General features: G+C 67.4%; 18 protein-coding genes. 9 read left to right on the top strand and 9 right to left on the bottom strand.

Annotation, left to right across the window (positions count from 1 at the left end):
- The 8 genes from A9Z05_RS28500 to A9Z05_RS28465 form a co-directional block, all read left to right on the top strand.
- Positions 1–570 (top strand): aminotransferase class III-fold pyridoxal phosphate-dependent enzyme (locus tag A9Z05_RS28500; RefSeq protein ID WP_141723502.1); only part of this gene is annotated, 570 nt, incomplete at its 5' end.
- A gap of 62 nt (positions 571–632) precedes the next feature.
- Positions 633–1,748, top strand: coding sequence for a polyamine ABC transporter substrate-binding protein (locus A9Z05_RS28495; RefSeq protein WP_069621031.1), 1,116 nt, complete (start codon positions 633–635; stop codon positions 1,746–1,748).
- 186 nt (positions 1,749–1,934) lie between these two features.
- Positions 1,935–3,089, top strand: coding sequence for an ABC transporter ATP-binding protein (locus A9Z05_RS28490; RefSeq protein WP_069621030.1), 1,155 nt, complete (start codon positions 1,935–1,937; stop codon positions 3,087–3,089).
- Positions 3,090–3,099: 10 nt separating this feature from the next.
- Entirely contained in the window at positions 3,100–4,086 is a 987-nt protein-coding gene (locus tag A9Z05_RS28485) for an ABC transporter permease subunit (RefSeq protein WP_069621029.1), read from the top strand.
- Positions 4,083–4,922, top strand: coding sequence for an ABC transporter permease subunit (locus A9Z05_RS28480; RefSeq protein WP_050014285.1), 840 nt, complete (start codon positions 4,083–4,085; stop codon positions 4,920–4,922). Before A9Z05_RS28485 ends, A9Z05_RS28480 begins: the two co-directional genes overlap by 4 nt.
- A 113-nt stretch (positions 4,923–5,035) precedes the next feature.
- A complete protein-coding gene (locus A9Z05_RS28475; protein ID WP_069621028.1) occupies positions 5,036–6,622 on the top strand; it encodes a DUF3138 family protein in 1,587 nt (528 codons plus the stop codon).
- A 94-nt stretch (positions 6,623–6,716) separates the two neighbouring features.
- Entirely contained in the window at positions 6,717–8,021 is a 1,305-nt protein-coding gene (locus tag A9Z05_RS28470; RefSeq protein ID WP_069621027.1) for an FAD-binding oxidoreductase, read from the top strand.
- A gap of 25 nt (positions 8,022–8,046) precedes the next feature.
- Entirely contained in the window at positions 8,047–9,348 is a 1,302-nt protein-coding gene (locus A9Z05_RS28465; protein WP_069621026.1) for an FAD-binding oxidoreductase, read from the top strand.
- A 128-nt stretch (positions 9,349–9,476) separates the two neighbouring features.
- Here A9Z05_RS28465 and A9Z05_RS28460 read toward each other — a convergent pair whose 3' ends face one another.
- The 9 genes from A9Z05_RS28460 to A9Z05_RS28420 form a co-directional block, all read right to left on the bottom strand.
- Positions 9,477–10,142: a DUF799 domain-containing protein gene (locus tag A9Z05_RS28460; protein WP_069621025.1), complete on the bottom strand. Its 666-nt coding sequence runs from the start codon at positions 10,140–10,142 to the stop codon at positions 9,477–9,479.
- 14 nt (positions 10,143–10,156) lie between these two features.
- Positions 10,157–10,600 carry a DUF4810 domain-containing protein gene (locus A9Z05_RS28455; protein WP_069621024.1) on the bottom strand — a complete coding sequence of 148 codons (444 nt, stop codon included), beginning with the start codon at positions 10,598–10,600 and terminating at the stop codon, positions 10,157–10,159.
- An 82-nt stretch (positions 10,601–10,682) separates the two neighbouring features.
- Positions 10,683–11,354, bottom strand: a complete 672-nt coding sequence (locus A9Z05_RS28450; RefSeq protein ID WP_218077826.1) for a CsgG/HfaB family protein — start codon at positions 11,352–11,354, stop codon at positions 10,683–10,685.
- A gap of 509 nt (positions 11,355–11,863) precedes the next feature.
- Positions 11,864–13,219 carry a glutathione-disulfide reductase gene (gene gor, locus A9Z05_RS28445; protein WP_069621022.1) on the bottom strand — a complete coding sequence of 452 codons (1,356 nt, stop codon included), beginning with the start codon at positions 13,217–13,219 and terminating at the stop codon, positions 11,864–11,866.
- A gap of 241 nt (positions 13,220–13,460) precedes the next feature.
- Positions 13,461–13,685 carry a hypothetical protein gene (locus tag A9Z05_RS28440; RefSeq protein WP_050014343.1) on the bottom strand — a complete coding sequence of 75 codons (225 nt, stop codon included), beginning with the start codon at positions 13,683–13,685 and terminating at the stop codon, positions 13,461–13,463.
- A gap of 374 nt (positions 13,686–14,059) precedes the next feature.
- Positions 14,060–15,181 (bottom strand): porin, encoded by a 1,122-nt coding sequence (locus A9Z05_RS28435; RefSeq protein ID WP_069621021.1) that lies wholly within the window; start codon positions 15,179–15,181, stop codon positions 14,060–14,062.
- 339 nt (positions 15,182–15,520) lie between these two features.
- A complete protein-coding gene (locus A9Z05_RS28430) occupies positions 15,521–16,267 on the bottom strand; it encodes a YoaK family protein (protein WP_069621020.1) in 747 nt (248 codons plus the stop codon).
- A 252-nt stretch (positions 16,268–16,519) separates the two neighbouring features.
- Entirely contained in the window at positions 16,520–17,047 is a 528-nt protein-coding gene (locus tag A9Z05_RS28425) for a chromate transporter (RefSeq protein ID WP_050014278.1), read from the bottom strand.
- Positions 17,044–17,712 carry a chromate transporter gene (locus tag A9Z05_RS28420; RefSeq protein WP_069621019.1) on the bottom strand — a complete coding sequence of 223 codons (669 nt, stop codon included), beginning with the start codon at positions 17,710–17,712 and terminating at the stop codon, positions 17,044–17,046. The genes A9Z05_RS28425 and A9Z05_RS28420 overlap by 4 nt, the downstream gene beginning before the upstream one ends.
- A 96-nt stretch (positions 17,713–17,808) precedes the next feature.
- Here A9Z05_RS28420 and A9Z05_RS28415 point away from each other — a divergent pair, with 96 nt between their 5' ends.
- Positions 17,809–18,693, top strand: a complete 885-nt coding sequence (locus tag A9Z05_RS28415; protein ID WP_069621018.1) for a transcriptional regulator GcvA — start codon at positions 17,809–17,811, stop codon at positions 18,691–18,693.
- Positions 18,694–18,773: the final 80 nt, after the last annotated feature.

Here is an 18,773-nt window from a genome sequence, read left to right as displayed (position 1 = left end):
ACCGGCGAATGGTTCGCGCACCAGCACTTCGGCTTCGAGCCGGACCTGATCACGATGGCGAAGGGCCTGACGTCGGGCTACGTGCCGATGGGCGCGGTCGGCATTCACGAACGCGTCGCGCGCCCGATCATCGACAACGGCGAATTCAATCACGGCCTCACGTACTCCGGCCATCCGGTGGCGGCGGCCGTCGCGGTCGCGAACCTGAAGCTGCTGCGCGACGAAGGCATCGTCGAGCGCGTGAAGACCGACACGGGCCCGTACTTCCAGGCGCTGATGCGCGAAACCTTCGCGCGTCATCCGATCGTCGGCGAAGTGCACGGCCACGGAATGGTCGCGAGCCTGCAGCTGGCCGAAGCGCCGGCCGAACGCCGCCGCTTCGCGAACGGCGACGACGTCGGCACGATCTGCCGCGACTTCTGCTTCAACGGCAACCTGATCATGCGCGCGACCGGCGACCGGATGCTGCTGTCGCCGCCGCTCGTGATCTCGCGCCAGGAAATCGATGAACTCGTGTCGAAGGCGAAGAAGGCCGTCGATGCCACCGCCCAGCAACTGGGTATTTCGTAACGGTTTTGCCTACAGGCGTGCGGCGGGCGCCGCACGCCGCCATCACCCAAGGGAATTCCACCATGCGTGCCTGCTTACTTCGCCAAGCCTGTTCCATCGCGGCCATTGCCGCGGTGGCCGCGTTCACGTCTGTCGCCAGCCCGTCGGCCCATGCCGAGGACCTGAACGTCTACAACTGGTCCGACTACATCGCGCCGGACACGATCCCGAACTTCCAGAAGCAGACGGGTATCCACGTCAAGTACGACAACTACGACAGCGACGACACGCTCCAGGCGAAGCTGCTGGCCGGCAGCTCCGGCTACGACATCGTCGTGCCGACGTCGAACTACATGGCCAAGCAGATCCAGGCCGGCGTGTACCAGAAGCTCGACAAGTCGAAGATTCCGAACCTCGCGAACCTCGACCCGCTGCTGATGAAGATGATCTCGGACGCCGACCCGGGCAACCAGTACGGCGTGCCCTGGGCGTACGGCACGGACGGTATCGGCTACAACGCGCAGGCGGTGAAGAAGGCGCTCGGCGACAAGGCGCCGGTCGACAGCTGGGCGCTGGTGTTCGATCCGGCCAACATGGAGAAGCTGAAGAGCTGCGGCGTGTCGTTCCTCGACCAGGCCGTCGACGTGTTCGCCGCCACGCTGCAGTACATGGGCAAGGACCCGAACAGCAAGAACCCCGGCGACTACCAGGCTGCATTCGAAGTCCTGAAGAAAGTCCGCCCGTACATCACCCAGTTCAACTCGTCCGGCTACATCAACGACCTCGCGAACAACGACGTGTGCGTCGTGCTCGGCTGGTCGGGCGACGTCGGCATCGCGCACCGCCGCTCGGCCGAAGCGAAGCGTTCGTACGACATCAAGTTCTCGAACCCGAAGGAAGGCGGGCTGCTGTGGTTCGACGTGATGGTGATCCCGAAGGATGCGCCGCACCCCGAGGCCGCGCTGAAGTGGATCAACTACATTTCCGACCCGAAGGTCAACGCGGCGATCACCAACACGGTGTTCTACCCGACCGCGAACAAGGCCGCGCATCCATTCGTCACGCCGGCCGTCGCGCAGGACCCGACCGTCTACCCGCCCGAAGACGTGCTGAAGAAGATGGTGCTGATGAAGCCGATGCCGGCCGAGATCCTGCGCCTCGAGAACCGTCTGTGGGCCCAGTTGAAGACGGGCCACTGATCGCGATGCCGCACGGCGGCGCAGGCATCGCGGTACGCCTGCCCGCCTGAAATTCGCGGACCTCCGTCCGCCCGCGCGCCACGCGCGCTGTTCCATCCGGCACGAGCCGTTGCTCGCGAGTCGCGTTGCGCGCCTCGCGTGGGGACGCTCGCGCCTGCAATCCGTGAAGAACGAATGGTGACTCCCATGCAATCGATACCCTCTTCCGCTGCTGCACGCCAGACCCAACCGGCCGCCGCGCCCCGTACGCAAAACGATGCGTTCGTGCGCATCGAAAACGTCGTGAAGAAGTTCGGCGACAGCATGGCCGTCGACAACGTGAACCTGACGATCGCGAAGAACGAGCTGTTCGCGCTGCTCGGCAGCTCGGGCTGCGGCAAGTCCACGCTGCTGCGCATGCTCGCCGGGCTGGAAACGGCGACCTCCGGCAAGATCTTCGTCGACGGCGAGGATCTCGCGTCGCTGCCGCCGTACCGCCGCCCGGTCAACATGATGTTCCAGTCGTACGCGCTGTTCCCGCACATGACGGTCGAATCGAACGTCGCGTTCGGCCTGAAGCAGGAAGGCACGCCGAAGAACGAAATCAGGGAACGCGTGGCCGATGCGCTCGCGCTCGTGCAGATGAGCAAGTACGCGAAGCGCAAGCCGCATCAGCTGTCGGGCGGCCAGCAGCAGCGCGTCGCGCTGGCCCGCTCGCTGGTGAAGCGCCCGAAGCTGCTGCTGCTGGACGAGCCGATGTCCGCGCTCGACAAGAAGATCCGCCAGAAAACCCAGCTCGAACTCGTGAACATCATCGAGAAGGTCGACGTGACCTGCGTGATGGTCACGCACGACCAGGAAGAGGCGATGACGATGGCGAGCCGCCTCGCGGTGATGAGCGAAGGCAAGATCGTGCAGATCGGTTCGCCCGGCGAAGTGTACGAATACCCGAACAGCCGCTTCTCGGCCGAATTCATCGGCTCGACCAACCTGTTCGAGGGGCGCGTGGTCGAGGACGAGCCCGATCACATCTTCGTCGAAAGCGACGACCTCGAAAACCGCATGTACGTAAGCCACGGCGTGACCGGCCCGCTCGGGATGCCGGTCGGCATCTCGGTGCGTCCGGAGCGCGTGCACGTGTCGCGCGAGAAGCCGGGCGCGCGGCACAACTGGGCGCGCGGCGTCGTCACCGACATCGCGTACATGGGCAGCTATTCGCTGTATCACGTGCGTCTGCCGAGCGGCAAGACGGTGGTGTCGAACCTGTCGAGCTCGCACCTGATGAACGACGGCGCACCGGCGTGGAACGACGACGTGTTCGTGTCGTGGTCGCCGGCCAGCGGCGTCGTGCTGACGCAGTGAGGACGCCGCGATGAGAACCTCCGCTTCCACGCCTTCCGCGCCGGTGTCGACCGGCACGGCCGCCGCCACGCCGGCTTCCCGACGCCGCCGCCGCTTCGCCGCGCTGTCGCGCTTGCTGCCGTCGGGCCGCACGGTCGCGATCGGCGTGCCGTTCCTGTGGCTGGCCGTGTTCTTCGCGCTGCCGTTCGTGCTGGTGCTGAAGATCAGCTTTGCCGACCAGGTGATGGGCATCCCGCCGTACACGTCGCTCGTCGAGTTCAAGGACGGCGTCGTGCACTTCGCGCTGCAGCTGTCGCACTACGCGTTCCTGCTGCAGGACGACCTGTACATCGCGACCTACCTCAGCTCGCTGAAGATGGCCGCCGTGTCGACCGTGCTGTGCCTGCTGATCGGCTATCCGATGGCGTACTACATCGCGCGCTCGGAGCCGAACCGCCGCAACGTGCTGATGATGGCCGTGATGCTGCCGTTCTGGACGTCGTTCCTGATCCGCGTGTACGCATGGATCGGCATCCTGAAGGACGACGGCCTGCTGAACCACACGCTGATCGCGCTCGGCATCATCCACACGCCGCTGCGGCTCTATCACAGCGATGCGGGCGTCTATATCGGGATGGTCTATTCGTACCTGCCGTTCATGGTGATGCCGCTCTATGCGCACCTCGTGAAGATGGACCTGACGCTGCTCGAAGCCGCGTACGACCTCGGCGCGAAACCGTGGGTCGCGTTCACGCGCATCACGCTGCCGCTGTCGAAGAACGGGATCATCGCCGGCAGCCTGCTGGTGTTCATCCCGGCAGTGGGCGAGTACGTGATCCCCGAGCTGCTCGGCGGCGCCGACACGCTGATGATCGGCCGCGTGATGTGGGATGAATTCTTCAACAACATGGACTGGCCGATGGCGTCCGCGGTGACGGTCGCGATGGTGCTGCTGTTGCTGGTGCCGATGGCGCTGTTCCAGTACTACCAGGTCAAGGAACTGGAGGACGCGAAATGATCAAGCCGAGCAAACCGCTGTCGACGGGCGTTCTCGCCTTCGGCTTCCTGTTTTTGTACATCCCGATCATCAGCCTCGTCGTGTACTCGTTCAACGAATCGAAGCTGGTGACGGTGTGGTCGGGCTTCTCGCTGAAGTGGTACGCGGCGCTGCTGGACGACGACGAGCTGCTGACCGCCGCGTGGCTGTCGCTGAAGATCGGCCTGTTGACGGCCACCGCGTCGGTCGTGATCGGCACGTGGGCGGGCTTCGTGCTCGCGCGCTTCGGCCGCTTCAAGGGCTTCACGCTGTACACGGGGATGATCAACGCGCCGCTGGTGATTCCGGAGGTGATCCAGGGGATCTCGCTGCTGCTGCTGTTCGTCGCGCTGGAGCAGATGTTCGGCTGGCCGAAGGGGCGCGGGATGGCGACGATCTGGATCGGCCACGTGATGTTGTGCGTGTCGTACGTGGCGATCATCGTGCAGTCGCGCGTGAAGGAGATGAACAAGTCGCTCGAGGAGGCCGCGCTCGATCTCGGCGCGACGCCGCTGAAGGTGTTCTTCGTGGTGACGCTGCCGCTGATCTCGCAGGCGCTGCTGTCGGGGTGGCTGCTGTCGTTCACGTTGTCGATCGACGATCTGGTGCTGTCGGCGTTTCTGTCCGGGCCGGGCTCGACGACGCTGCCGCTGGTGGTGTTCTCGCGCGTGCGGCTGGGACTGAACCCGGAAATGAATGCGCTGGCGACGCTGTTCATCACGGCCGTGACGATCGGCGTGATCGTCGTGAACCGGATGATGATCGCGCGCGAGCGGCGCCGGATGGCCGACTTGAAGGCCGCGTTCGCGATGGCCTGAGCGCTCGCCACCTTCAACGATAACAAGCAGTGCAGACAAGCATGACGCGCTGCCCCAGGGGGGGCGCGCGATTCGATCCCGATTTGACAGGCGCACGACTAGGAGAATCCGCAATGAAGAAGAAACTGATCTGCCTGCTGGTGGCCGGCGCGTTGCCGGGCATCGCGCTGGCCGGTTCGACATCCGCCGAGATCAAGGCGCTGCAGGCGCAGGTCGCGGCGCTGCAGAAACAGATGAAGGCGATGCAGGCGCAACTCGCCGCGAAGCCGGGCGGCACGGCGCCCGCGCCGGCCGGCGCGAGCGGCGGCATGGCCGGCGGCGGCAACGCCGTCGCGGTCGCCGCCGACCCGGGCTCGCCGGATTACGGCAAGGCGCGGGCCACGCTGACCAACGACGAGGTCAGCGAAATGAAGCAGCAGATCGCGAACCAGCAGCTGAAGGTCGACTCGCTGACCGACGCGGCCACCACGGGCCCGCTCGCCGGCCTGTCGGTCACCGGCTACATCGATCCGACCTACATCTACAACCGCGCGGCCGGCACGTCGTCGTTCCTGTTCGCGAACCACGAGAACGCGTACAACTACTTCAACAGCACGTTCGGCGATCTCTACCTCGACATCAAGAAGACGTTCGGCGTCGGCCCGATGGCGCCGTCGGCCGAAATCACGCTGATGCCGAACCGCGGCAACGGCATCACGCTGCTGCAGAACTCGCGCGGCTCGATCACCGACAACCTGTTGAACACGGCGGTCATCAACGTGCCGATCACCGCGGAAACGACGCTCGTCGCCGGCCTGATCCCGAGCTTCGGCGGCTACGAAGTGCAGCAGTCGAACCAGATGCTCACGCTCACGCACAACCTGCTGTACGATTTCTCGGATCCGGGCAGCTACGTCGGCGTCGGCGCGAACTACACGAAGGGCGCGTGGGCGTGGAAGTTCTTCCTCGGCAACGAGCAGTACCGCACCTACGGTTCGGTCACGCAGACGGGCACCAACGCGCTCGGCGACCCGATCACCACCAGCAACAAGGTGCCGACCTTCACCGCGCGCGCGGACTACACGTGGTCGAGCGCGCTCGATATCGGCGGCTCGTTCAACATCGGGCGGCAGACGCTGGCGAGCGCGATCGACGACCAGGGCAATGTCCACTACGGCCCGGGCGCAGCGGCGCCGAGCGCCTACGGCACGTTCTTCTTCGGCGAACTCGACGCGACCTACACGCTCGCCGATATTCAGTACAACGCCGAAGTCGACTACGGCCGGCAGCAGCATGCGGCGTTCAACGGCGGGCTCGCGCAGTGGTACGGGCTGTCGCTGCTCGCGCACCGCAAGTTCAATGCGCCGGTGGTCGGCCGCATGGGCGTGACGCTGCGCTATGACCTGCTCGCCAACTCGAAGAACGGCGGCGGCGGCGGCGGCATCGCGCTGAACGGGAACGGGATGGATCCGAGCAACGGCTTCGGCGTCGATGCGGACTGCCTCGCGCAGTCGAAGGCCGGCGGCGGCCTGGGCTTCGAGTGCAAGGGTGCGGTGCGCCAGGACGTCGCGCTCGACCTGCTGTTCTATCCGACCCAGCAGATCACCGTGAAGGTCGAATACCGGCACGACTGGGCGAACAACAAGGTGTTCCTGCGCAACGACGGGTCGTACGGCAAGTCCAACGACCTGCTCGCGACGCAGTTCATCTATTCGTTCTGATGCAGCACGCGCGGGACGCCGTGCCGCGCGCATGGCGTCCCGCGCCGTTTTTCGGCTGCGTATTGGTTGCAGCCTTGTCGAGGGAGTCGGTTTCATGACGCAGTCTTTCACCCGCCGCGCCGATGCGCTCGCGCGCGACTCGTACTACGAAGCCACGGCCGGACGGCCCGTGGCCGACGATCCGATCCTCGAGGAGGCGATCGACGTCGATGTCTGCGTGATCGGCGCCGGTTTCGCGGGCCTGTCGACGGCGCTCGACTGCCGCGCGCGCGGGTTGTCGGTCGCCGTGATCGATTCGAACCGGCCGGGCTGGGGCGCGTCGGGCCGCAACGGCGGCCAGGCGATCACCGGCTTCGCGAAAGACGAGGTGATCGAGAAACAGCTCGGCGTCGACGGCGCGCGCGCCGCCTGGTCGCTGTCGCTCGACGGCGTCGCGCTGATCGCCGAACGCATCGCACGCTACGGGATCGACTGCGACTTCACGCGCGGCTACCTGACGGTCGCGACGAAGCCGCGCCGCGTCGACGACCTGCGCGCGTGGATGAACGCCGCGACGTCGCGCTGGGGCCATCCGTCGCTTGCGTGGCTCGATACCGGCGAGATCCGCACGCGCATTGCATCGACGCGCTATCTGGCCGGCGTGCACGATCCGCTGTCGGGTCACCTGCATCCGCTCAGGTATTGCCTCGGCCTCGCCGATGCCGCGCGCCGCGAGGGCGTCGCGCTGTATGCGCACACGCCCGCGCTCGACGTCGTGCGCGGCGCGCGGCCCGTCGTACGCACGCCATCCGGCGAAGTGCGCTGCCGCTTCGTCGTGTCGTGCTGCAACGCGGGCCCCGGCGGCATCCTGCCGGCCGCGACCGCCGCGCGCATCGCGCCGATCGCGTCGTACATCATCGCGACCGAGCCGCTCGGCCGCGCGCGCGCCGACGCGCTGATCGCGCGGCGCGAAGCCGTGTGCGACAACAACTTCTTCCTCGACTACTTCCGGCTGTCGGCCGACGACCGGATGCTGTTCGGTGGCCGCGCGAATTCGGCCGGCGCGTCGCCCGCCGCGCTCGCCGAAGCGATCCGGCAGCGCATGGTCGGCGTGTTCCCGCAGCTCGGCGACGTGCGCGTCGAACACGCGTGGGGCGGTTTCGTCGACATCACGCGCAACCGCGCGCCGGATTTCGGCGCGATCGATCCGAACTTCTTCTACGTCCAGGGCTTCAGCGGGCACGGCGTCGCGCTCACCGGGATCGCCGGACGCGCGGTCGCCGGCGCGATCGCAGGCGACACGCGCGCGTTCGACCTGTTCGCACGCGTGCGTCACCGGCGCTTTCCCGGCGGCGACGCATGGCGGCAACCGGCGCTCGAGCTCGGGATGCTGTACCACCGCGTGCGCGAGCTGTTCTGAGTCCTCTCACTCCGCCTTCCTCATCATGCAGACATTCGCCAACCAGCCGCACGTCGCGTCGTACTACGCGGCGACCGCCAACGACTCGACCCGCCACGCGCCGCTCGCCGGCACGACCGACGCCGACGTGTGCGTGATCGGCGCGGGCCTCACGGGCCTGTCCGCCGCGCTCAACCTCGCCGAGCGCGGCCATTCGGTGACCGTGCTCGAAGCGTCGCGGGTCGGATGGGCGGCGAGCGGCCGCAACGGCGGCCAGCTGATCGGCGGCTTCGCGTGCGACATCGACACGTTCGCGCAATTCATGCCGGAAGGCGACGTGAAGCGGATCTGGGACATGGGGCTGGAAACGCTGTCGCTCGTGAAGTCGCGCATCGCGCGCCACGACATCGACTGCGCGCTGGTGCCCGGCTACCTGACCGCGGCCAATACCGAGCGCGACGCCGATGCGCTGAAACGGTGGCGCGACGAAGCCGCGAAGCGCTTCGGCTACGACCGCTTCCACTTCGTCGAAGCCGACGAACTCGGCGACTACGTGCAGTCGGCCCGCTATTGCGGCGGCCTGTACGACCCGGACAGCGGCCACCTCCATCCGCTCAACTACACGCTCGGTCTCGCGCTGGCGGCCACCGACGCGGGCGTGCGCATCCACGAGGACAGCTGCGTGACGCGCGTGCGCGACGTGTCCGGCGGCCACGTCGTCGAGACGAGCGGCGGCAACGTGCGCGCGCGCTTCGTCGTGCTCGCGTGCAACACCTACGTCGGCACGCTCGCGCCCGCATTGTCGAAGAAGATCATGCCGGTCGGCACCTACGTGATCGCGACCGAGCCGCTCGGCGAAGCGCGCGCCGCCGCGCTGATGCCCGCGCGCGCGGCGATCTGCGACAGCCGCTTCGTGCTCGACTATTTCCGGCCGGCGCCCGACACGCGGCTCGTGTGGGGCGGCAAGGTCAGCTATTCGACGCGCGAGCCGCGCGATCTCGCCGCGGCGATGCGCGCCGACATGCTGAAGACGTTCCCGCAACTCGCGGACGTGAAGATCGACTATGCGTGGGGCGGTTTCGTCGACATCACGATGAACCGCGCGCCGCATTTCGGCCGCATCGCGCCGACGACGTACTTCGCGCAGGGCTTTTCAGGGCACGGCGTGAATACGACCGCGCTTGCGGGCAAGCTGATCGCCGAAGCAATCGACGGACAGGCGAGCCGCTTCGACCTGTTCGGCAAGATCCGGCATCGCGACTTCCCGGGCGGCCACGCGCTGCGCACGCCGGCGCTGGTGCTCGCGATGAGCTGGTATCGGCTGCTGGACGCGTTCGGCGTGCATTGAGCACGTCCGCGTGCCCGCGATGCCGATGCACAAGGAAAAACGGCCGCGCTCGCGCGCAGCCGTTCGATCGGATCGCTACACGGCGGCGCAACGGACACCTGCCGATGCCCGCGCGCCGTATGCGCCGGTCAGTCCGTGCCGTACTTCGGCGAATGCGGACCGTACAGCAAGCCGGCAGGCGGCCCGGCCGACAGCAAGCGGCTGCTGGTGAACGCGGCGACGTCGTGACTCTGGTCCATCAACGTATTCGCGATCTGCTTGACCGCGGCCACCACGAGCATGCCGATCAAGCCGCCGCCGCCGTTGTTGCCGCCTTCGTCGCTGCTCGCGCTCGCACGGCCCTGCCACAGCACGTCGCCGGTGCGCAGATCGACGAGCTTCGCCGATGCCGATACGACCGTCGCGCTCGCGAGAATCCGGTAGACGGTGCCGTACTGCGACACCTTCGAATACAGCGCGGCGTCCGCGCCGAAGATCTCGCGCAGCTTCGCGGGCGACGTCTCCTGGATCTCGGCCGCATTGGTCAGGCCGTTCTGCTTGAAGGTCTCGTCCATCACGGCGACCGGCACGACGTAATAGCCCGACTCGGCGAGCGGCAGCGTCATCTGCGACAGCATCCCGTAGGTCGCGCCGACGTCGGAGGTTGCATTGACGGGCGGCAGCACGAGGATCGAGCGCGGCTGGCTCTTCTTGAACGCCGCGTAATCGGGCCGTTTCACCGGCTGCGCGCACGCGCTCAGCAACGCGACGATCGACAGCACGGACAGCAGCTTGAATGAGAAGGTCTTGAACATGGCTGGTGCGTCGCTCACTGTTTGGCGGTGGTCGGATCGGCGTTCTTCTGGCCGGCAACCGTCTGATCGGCCGCCTTCTGACCCGCTGCCTTCGGGTCAGCGGCCTTCGGCGCACCGGTTTTCTTCTTCAGCAGGAAATCCATGTAGGTCGTGGATTCCGGAAACAGCTGTTTCTCGGCCTGCAGTTCCTGTTCGGCCTGCTGCTCGCTGCCGATGCTCGCGTACAGCATGCCGAGATGCGCATGGAAGCCCGGCGGCGGCGTATGCCCCTTGCCGCGAATGTCCTGCAGCGCTTTTTCGAGCGCGTCGATCTGCTCCTGCGGCGACTTCTGCCCCTTGAAGTATTCGTACACCTGCGGCTGATAGCCGGTCCACTGATAGAGCGGCGGCGTGGAGCTCGCGCAGCCGGCGAGCAGCAAGACGGCGGCCGTCGCCGGCAGCCAGTTACCCCGTTTCATGGTCTGTTCTCTTTTGATGTCGTGGTGAATCGGTCGAGCGCGGCGCCGGCCCCGGCGCCCGCTGCGGCGTATCGCGCGCCGCTTACTGCGCGACCTTCAATGCGCCGGCGTCGACCTGCTCCGCCAGATGGTTCACGGCTTCCTGGATCGCGAGGTCCAGCACCTTGCCGTTGAGCGTCGAATCGTAGCCGGCCGTGCCGCCGAAGCCGATCACCTCGCGGTTCGACAGGCTGAACTCGCCCGCGCCCTGGCTCGATGCGACGACTTCCGACGTGGTCGTGTCGACGATGTTCAGGTTGACCTTCGCGTACGCGACCTGCGTCTTGCCGCGGCCGAGAATGCCGAACAGTTGATGATCGCCGACGTCCTTGCGGCCGAACTCGGTCACGTCGCCCGTCACCACGTAGTTCGCGCCCTTCACGGCCTGCGCTTTCTTCATGAAGCCCGCTTCCTGCTTGATCTCGTCGAGGTTCTCGCGATCGAGCACGTTGAAGCGGCGGCTCTGCTGCAGGCGCGTGATGAGGATCGTCTTCGCCTGTCCGCCGAGGCGGTCGATGCCGTCGGAGAAGATGCCGCGCATGTAGCTCGAACGGTTGTCGAACTTGCCGACGGCGATCGCGACGGGCTTGCCCGCGTAGGGCTTCTGCGCGCTGCTGACGGCCGGCACGTCGAGCGTGCGCGACGATTCGGTCGCGCAGCCGGACAGCGCCGCGACGACCGCTGCCGCCACGAGGACGGTGCGTCGTGTCTGAATGTTCACTACTGGTCTCCTTGCGTGGAAAGAATGCCCGGACGGGCGCGCCGGCTCGCGAACGATCCGGCGGTTGAAACGGCTGCGGCGCGAGCGAACACGCGCGCATCGAGGCGATGCGCGCGCACGCATTCATCGCCGGGCCGGCGATAGCGGTATAGGGAGGAGAAGTGCCCGCAACGGATGGGTGGCGGCACGAAGCGGATGGGCAATGCGATACGCGACAGGTTCGCGTGCGCCGGTTACCCCGTCATTCTGATTGCTGCGCTGTTGATCGCGCATGATCGGCCCCGTATGTGATTTTTCGCGATCATACCAAGTCCGCTTGTCGAGTCGGGGATTCTCGAGAAGAATCGACGCATTTCCGACTGATATGAGACACGCGCTTGACTCCGGCGCGCACGGGCCTTCGGCATTGCCGTGAACGGACGACCGATCGGCCGATACGCACCCCGGCAGGCCAGCCGCACGCGCGGGCATCGGTGCAAACGCGCGTGCGGTGTCCGTTTCCGCTAATCGGCCACCTTCTGCCGCATCGTCACGAACTCCTCGGCCGCCGTCGGATGAATGCCGATCGTGTCGTCGAACTGCGCCTTCGTCGCACCCGCGCGAATCGCGATCGCGATGCCCTGGATGATCTCGCCCGCATCGCGGCCGACCATGTGCGCGCCAATCACGCGCTGGCTGTCGCGCGCGACGACGAGCTTCATCAGCGTGCGCTCGTCGCGGCCCGACAGCGTGTGGCGCAGCGCCTTGAACGACGTGCGGTAGATGTCGACGTCGCCAAGCGTGCGACGCGCATCGGCCTCGGTCAGGCCGACCGTCGCGACCTCCGGCTGACTGAACACGGCCGACGGCACGTACGCGTGATCGACCGCCACGCGCGACCCGCCGAACAGCGTGCGCGCGAGCAAGCCGGCGTCGCGCGTCGCGACCGGCGTGAGCTGCGGCCGCGACGTGACGTCGCCGATCGCGTGGATCGACGGCACCGACGTCGCCGAATACGCATCGACGGCAATCGCACCGCGCGCATCGAGCAGGATGCCCGCCTGCTCGAGCCCGATCCCGTCGACGTTCGGCACGCGGCCGGTCGCATACAGCACCTGATCGTACGGCCCGTGCCGCGCGTCGCCGACATGCACGAACAACGTGCCGTCGCTCGCGCGCTCGATCGATTCGATCACCGCGCGCGGATGAATCGTGACGCCCTGCTTCGTCATCTCGTCGGTCAGGAACTGACGCACGTCGTCGTCGAAGCCGCGCAGGATCTTTTCGCCGCGATAGAACACGTCGACGTGGCTGCCGAAGCCATTGAAGATGCCCGCGAATTCGACCGCGATATAGCCGCCGCCGACCACCGCGATGCGCTTGGGCAGCGTCGCGAGCGACAGCGCCTCGCGCGACGTGATTGCATGTTCGATGCCGGGCCGCGGCGGCAGCGACGGCCGCGAGCCGGTCGCGATCGCGATGTGGCGCGCGCGGATCGTGCGCTCGCCGATCGCGACGGTATGCGCATCGACGAGCGTCGCGCGGCCGGCGTGCATGTCGACGCCCGATTGCCGCAGCAGGCTGATGTAGATGTCGCTCAGCCGGTTGATCTCGCGATCCTTCGCGGCGATCAGCGCGGGCCAGTCGAGCGTGCCGGCGCCGAAGGTCCAGCCGAAGCCCTTCGCGTCGTCGACTTCGTGCGGGTAGTGCGATGCGTAGACCAGCAGTTTCTTCGGGATGCAGCCGCGCAGCACGCAGGTGCCGCCGATCTGCTCTTCTTCCGCTATGCCGACGCGTGCGCCGTATGACGCGGACATGCGCGCGAGCCTCACGCCGCCCGAGCCGGCGCCAATGACGAACAGGTCATAGTCGAAATCCATCGCATTCCCTCATCGCAGTTCGGATGGGGTGACGATAGCAAGATTCGGGGATTCGTGCGGCGCATGGTGCGTGCCGCGCGCCCAACAAAAAACGGCGAGAGACGAGGCCTCTCGCCGGTCAAACCGGCTGGCGGTTGTGCCATGCGTCACCGATCGACCGCATGCCCGACCTGCCGATTGCGCGGCACCGGTCGGCCCGGGCGCGCGAAGGGCGCGCCCGCGGCCGGACCGGCCGCCATGCTCATGCCTGCGACGTGTCGCTGCCGTCCGTCGCCTGCGTATCGTCCGCCTGCTGCGGCTGCTCGTCCTTCTTCTCGAGCAGGCCTTCGATCGCCTCCGCGCCCTTGAAACCGGCGACGGCCGCGGCCGCCTTGGTCAGCAGGCCCGCATCCGGATCCACCTTTTCCACGCCTTCGACGGCGGCGACTGCGCCGGCGATCTCGCCCACGACGTTCAGGATACCCATCGTCATCCCCTTTCAAGAAAATCGTGAGCGCATCGTCCCACGAAAGAAAACCGGCGGACCGCGTTTGTCATCGCCGGATACACAAGTTACGCACCGGCTGGCCGCGCTCGCGGCGCGTCAGCGAAACGACGGGCGCGCATGCCGGGCGGCGTGCAACGCGCGATGCACGCAGCGTAGCGGAAAGCCCGCGCGCGGACTGTAAAAGTATGTTGTGGATTGCCGACGGATCGCTTACGGCGCGGGACTTCCGCAATGGAGCGCCTGCCGAATAGTCGGGTGCGCGTATGAAGCGCGCGTGACGAAAAAAAAGAGGCTCCGCGGAGCCTCTTCGATGTGCGCCGGACGACGCCGGCACATGCATGTTCCGACGTTCGTCAGAAGATATTGCGCAGGCCGATCGCGATGCCCGTCTGGTTGCTGCGGCCAGGCAGTTCGACGTTCGCCGCGCCGTTCGTCTTGTTGAAGTCGACGGTGCCGTAGATTTCGGTGCGCTTGCTCAGCGCGTACTCGGCGATGCCGACGATCGCGTAGCGATTGCCGCTCGCGAGCGTGCCGTTCGTCGTCATCGCATTGCGCATGTGGTCGTAGTAGAACGCGCCCGTCAGCGTCAGCGGCGCGCTGACCTGCCAGCTGACGCCCGCGAACGGACCGTCGTCGATGCGGCCCGTGCCCTTCGCGACCGGAATCGTCTGCTGCGCGAGCAGGCTGTCGACGAAGCCCGTGTCGTCCTTCGAGCGCAGGTAGCCCGCGTAGATCTTCGCCTTGCTGAACGCGTACACGACGTTCGCGTGATAGATCGTCTGCTTGCGCGCCGAGTTGTCGCTGTTCTGCTGCGCGCCGGCCGCGATGCTGAGCGGGCCCATCACGTACGACAGCGACACGCCCCACGCGTTGCCCTTGCCGAGCGAGCCCGGAATCTGGCCCGAGAAGCCGCCGGCGCCGGTCGATTCGTAGTTGGTGCCGGTCGAGTACATCGCCTTCGCCGTCAGGCCCTCGAACTTGCCTGTGTACTTGATCTGGTTGTCCGCATACAGGCCGCCGCCGAGTGCGACCGGCAGCCATGCGTTTTCGAGGTAGTTGCCGACGGTCAGAGGATCGTAGGTATCCGCCAGCAGGTCGAACAGCGGCGTCTTCTGGCGGCCGAGGGTCACGGTGCCGTACGGGCTCTGCAGGCCGACGTACGCCGCGCGGTTGAACAGGCGGCCGCTGTCGGCGAATGCGCCGTTCTGCAGGTTCACGCCGCTCTCGAGGTTGAACACCGCTTTCAGGCCGCCGCCGAGGTCTTCCGTGCCGTAGATGCCGAAGCGGCTGTTCGTGATCGCGCCGTTGGTCATCGACAGCAGACCGTCGTTCTTCGCGTTGGCGTTGGTCAGGTAACGGATGCTGGCATCGGCGACGCCCCACAGCGTGACCGAGCTTTGTGCTGCTGCGTACTGGCTGGCGAAGGCCAGCGCCGCGCCCCCTGCGATGACTGCGAGTCGGGTGGTCTGCTTCATGAGCGTTCCTTTTTTAGGTGTCTCCATTCATGACCGGCCGCGTGCGCAGCCGGGTGGCGATCGCACACGCTCATGGCGCGCGCGATGTGGGCTGAATCATAAGACGAGTGCGAACGCTGAAAGAAATTGAAATACCCGGCAATTGCGCGATTGTCGTCCGGGAACAACGGTTCCCGCGCCGGGGCCGTGTCGCGCGGCGGTGGCACGGTGCGCGGCGGTACCGGCGGGCACGCGGCGCGGCGAGGTTTGGCAATGGTGCGGCGTGGTCACGCGGATCGCGGCGCAATTGCCGGTGCGCTCGTTGCGGCGGGTTGCGGGTTGAAGCTTGCCCGCCTGCCGTCAGGCCGTTTGCGTCGCGCCGTCGCTGCTGCCGCCCGCGTCGCCGTTGCCGCCGTCGCCATCCGCACCGCCGTTCCCCGCGCGACGCCACGCACGTCGCACGATTTCCGCGAATGCGCCGACGAGCAGCAGCACGGCGCCCCACAGCGCGATGTCCGGCACGAGCCGCGTCACGAGGCCGCCGACCACCGCGCCGCCCAGGAAACAGAAGCTGATCGTCGCGAGCAGCGCCGAATCGTGCAGCGCGCCCGCGTCGTAGCGCGGAATCAGCCCGACGAACAGCTTCTGCGCGGCGCGCCGCAGGTTGCCGGTCGTCATCACCGACGTGTACGACAGTTCCTCGAGATGGGTGAACGACAGCGTCTGCAGCGTCGCGACGAACGAGATGCCAGGAATCAGCCATGCGCTCGACGCGCCGACGAGGCCGCTCGCGGCCACGCCGAGAAACGCGATTTCGACGATCAGGCTCACGAACGCCGTATGCCGCATCCAGCCGCGCTGCGCGGCCAGGCCGAGCAGGTGCGCGACGAACACCGCGAGCACGAAGCCGCCGAGCGGCGGCACGTGATGCAGCGCGGCGGCCCATTCGCCGGCCGACAGGTTGATGCCGAGCAGCGCGACGTTGCCGGTCATCGTGTTCGCGAACACGTGGCCGTGGCCGACGTACGTGTACGCGTCGAGGTAGCCGCCGGACAGCGTCAGCAATGCGGCGACAGTGAGATTGCGGCTGGCGCCGTCGAGATCCATCGATCCTCCGTGGTGCGCGCCGCCCGGCCGCGCGCGGCGGGCGGTGCGAAATTCCGCGGTTGCGGCGAGCGCCGGACACCGCGACTTGCGCGCGGCCACGGCGCCCGCTCGCCTGCCGCACCATAAATGTAGTGGCTGGCTCCGCAAGCGCCGTTGCCTGCGGGCAACATGGCCGCTCGCACGCCGTTGCGAGTGGCCGGGCCGAAAGACCGGCCGAGTATACCGGCCACTGCGCCGGCTACCGGCCGCCGCTCACTGCCCGATGCCCGTGAGCCCGATCAGCGCGCCGCCCGCGAGCAGCCACAGCGGATGGATGCGCGTGCGCCATGCCAGCACCGCGCATGCGGCCGTGATGCCCCACTGGATCGCGGTGCGGTTCGACGCCTCGGAAATCAGCACCGCGCTGGCCGCGACGAGCCCGGCCGTCACCGGCATCATCCCCTGCTGCACGTAGCGACGCCACGGCCGGTCGCGAAAGCGCTCCCACGCATGCAGCGCGAGCACCGTGACGATCGACGACGGCCCGAACTTCGCGACCGACGCGACGAGCAGCCCGGCCCAGCCGGCCACGTGCCAGCCGACCAGCGACACGATCATCATGTTCGGTCCCGGCGCCGCCTGGGCCAGCGCGAACAGCGCGGTGAACTCGTGCGCGCTCATCCAGTGGTGCACGTCCACGACCTGCCGCTGCATCTCCGGCAGGATCGTGTTGCCGCCGCCGAACGCGAGCAGCGACAACTGGCTGAAGATCGTCGCGATGGCGATCAGCGTGTCGCTCATGGCCGACGCTCCTGTTGCGCGTGGGGTGAGTCGTGCGAATCGTGCGTGCCGCGCGCGGCAGCCGGCGCCGGCCGCGACGCGCCGGCCTCGCGGCGGCGCGACGCGAGCCAGATGCTGACGGGCGTCAGCACCAGCATCGTGGGCAAGAGCGGAAGCCGCAGCACCGCGATCGCGACGAATGCGAGCGCCGCAATCGCCGCCGCCGTGCGCGGCGCCCGAAGCAGCGGCTTCGCGACCTTCACGGCCATTGCGACGAGCAGCCCGGCCGCCGCGGCGGCGAGCCCCGCGAACAGGTGCTGCACGCGCGGATCGTTCTGCGTCTTCGCGTACAGCACGCCAAGCGCGACGACGACGAGCGTCGGGCCCGCGATCAGCCCGAGAATCCCGGCGAACGCGCCGGCGACGCCGCGAAAGCGCATGCCGACGGCGACCGACAGGTTGATCACGTTGCCACCCGGCAGGAACTGGCACAGGCCGAGCAGATCGGTGAATTCGTCGGCCGAGAGCCACTTGCGCTCGTCGACGATCGTGCGCCGCGCGAACGGCAACGCGCCGCCGAACGACATCAGGCCGAGCGACAGGAAGCCGGTGAACAGCTCGGCGAGGCCGACGCTGCGAGGGGACGCGGCAGGCGGCGGCGAGGCAGGCGGAAAAGCGGATTGCATGGGGATCCTCATCAAACGGTGAATCGAGGGTACCGCCGTTCAGGATGCCGGTAAAACGATTTTATCGGCGCGCCCTTGTGATCTAGAATCACAAGCATGGCACGCGATCTCCCGCCCTTTTCCGCGCTTCGGGCCTTTGAAGCCGCGGCACGACATGAAAGCTTCAGCGCCGCCGGCGACGAGCTGCATGTGACTCACGGTGCCATCAGCCGGCAGATCGCCGGGTTCGAGGCGTGGCTCGGCAAGCCGGTGTTCCACCGCTACGGCAAGCGCGTGAAGCTCACCGACGAAGGCCGCCGCTACCTGGACACCGTGCGCGCGGCGTTCGACAGCATCGCGCTCGCCACCGAGCAGTTGCGCAATACCGGCGCGGCGCGCGTGCTGCGCATCAACGCGTTGCCGACCTTCGCGATGAAATGGCTGCTGCCGCGCCTGTCGCGGTTTCAGCGCGACGTGCCGAACGTCGAGCTGAAGCTGTCGACGTCGAACGCGCCGCTCGACACGCTGAACGGCTTCGACGTCGCGATCCGCCGCGGCCCCGGCCCCTGGCCGAACTGCACGAGCGGCCACTTCCTCGACGAAAGCGTGATTCCGGTCTGCAGCCCGGCGTTGCTCAAGCGCGCGCCGATCACGCGCGCGGACGATCTCGCGCGGCACGTGCTGCTGCATTCGGATACGCGACCGGAAGGCTGGCGCGACTGGTTCGCGGCGGCGGGCGTCGCGATGAAGGGGCGCAAGCGGCAGTCGTTCGACCATTTCTACCTGGCGCTGCAGGCGGCCGTCGACGGGCTGGGCGTCGCGCTCGGGCCGTTGCCGCTGATCGACGACGAGCTCGCGAGCGGGCGCCTGGTGATGCCGCTCGACGGGCCGCGCATCGCGACGCGCAGCTACTGGTGGATCGCGCCGGGCGCGCCGGCCGACGATCCGCTCGTCGCGCAATTCTGTGCGTGGCTGCAGGGGCAGTCGAATACCGGTGCGTAACGCAAGCGATCGGCGGGAGGTGATCGGCGGCGCTGCGCCGCCGACCTAGATCAGACGGCAAACGGCCGAGCGCTTGGTCC

The sequence above is a fragment of the Burkholderia sp. A2 genome (assembly GCF_001729305.1).
In the GTDB taxonomy this organism is placed as follows: Bacteria; Pseudomonadota; Gammaproteobacteria; order Burkholderiales; family Burkholderiaceae; genus Burkholderia; species Burkholderia sola.
This window is presented reverse-complemented; position numbering and strand designations above follow the sequence as displayed.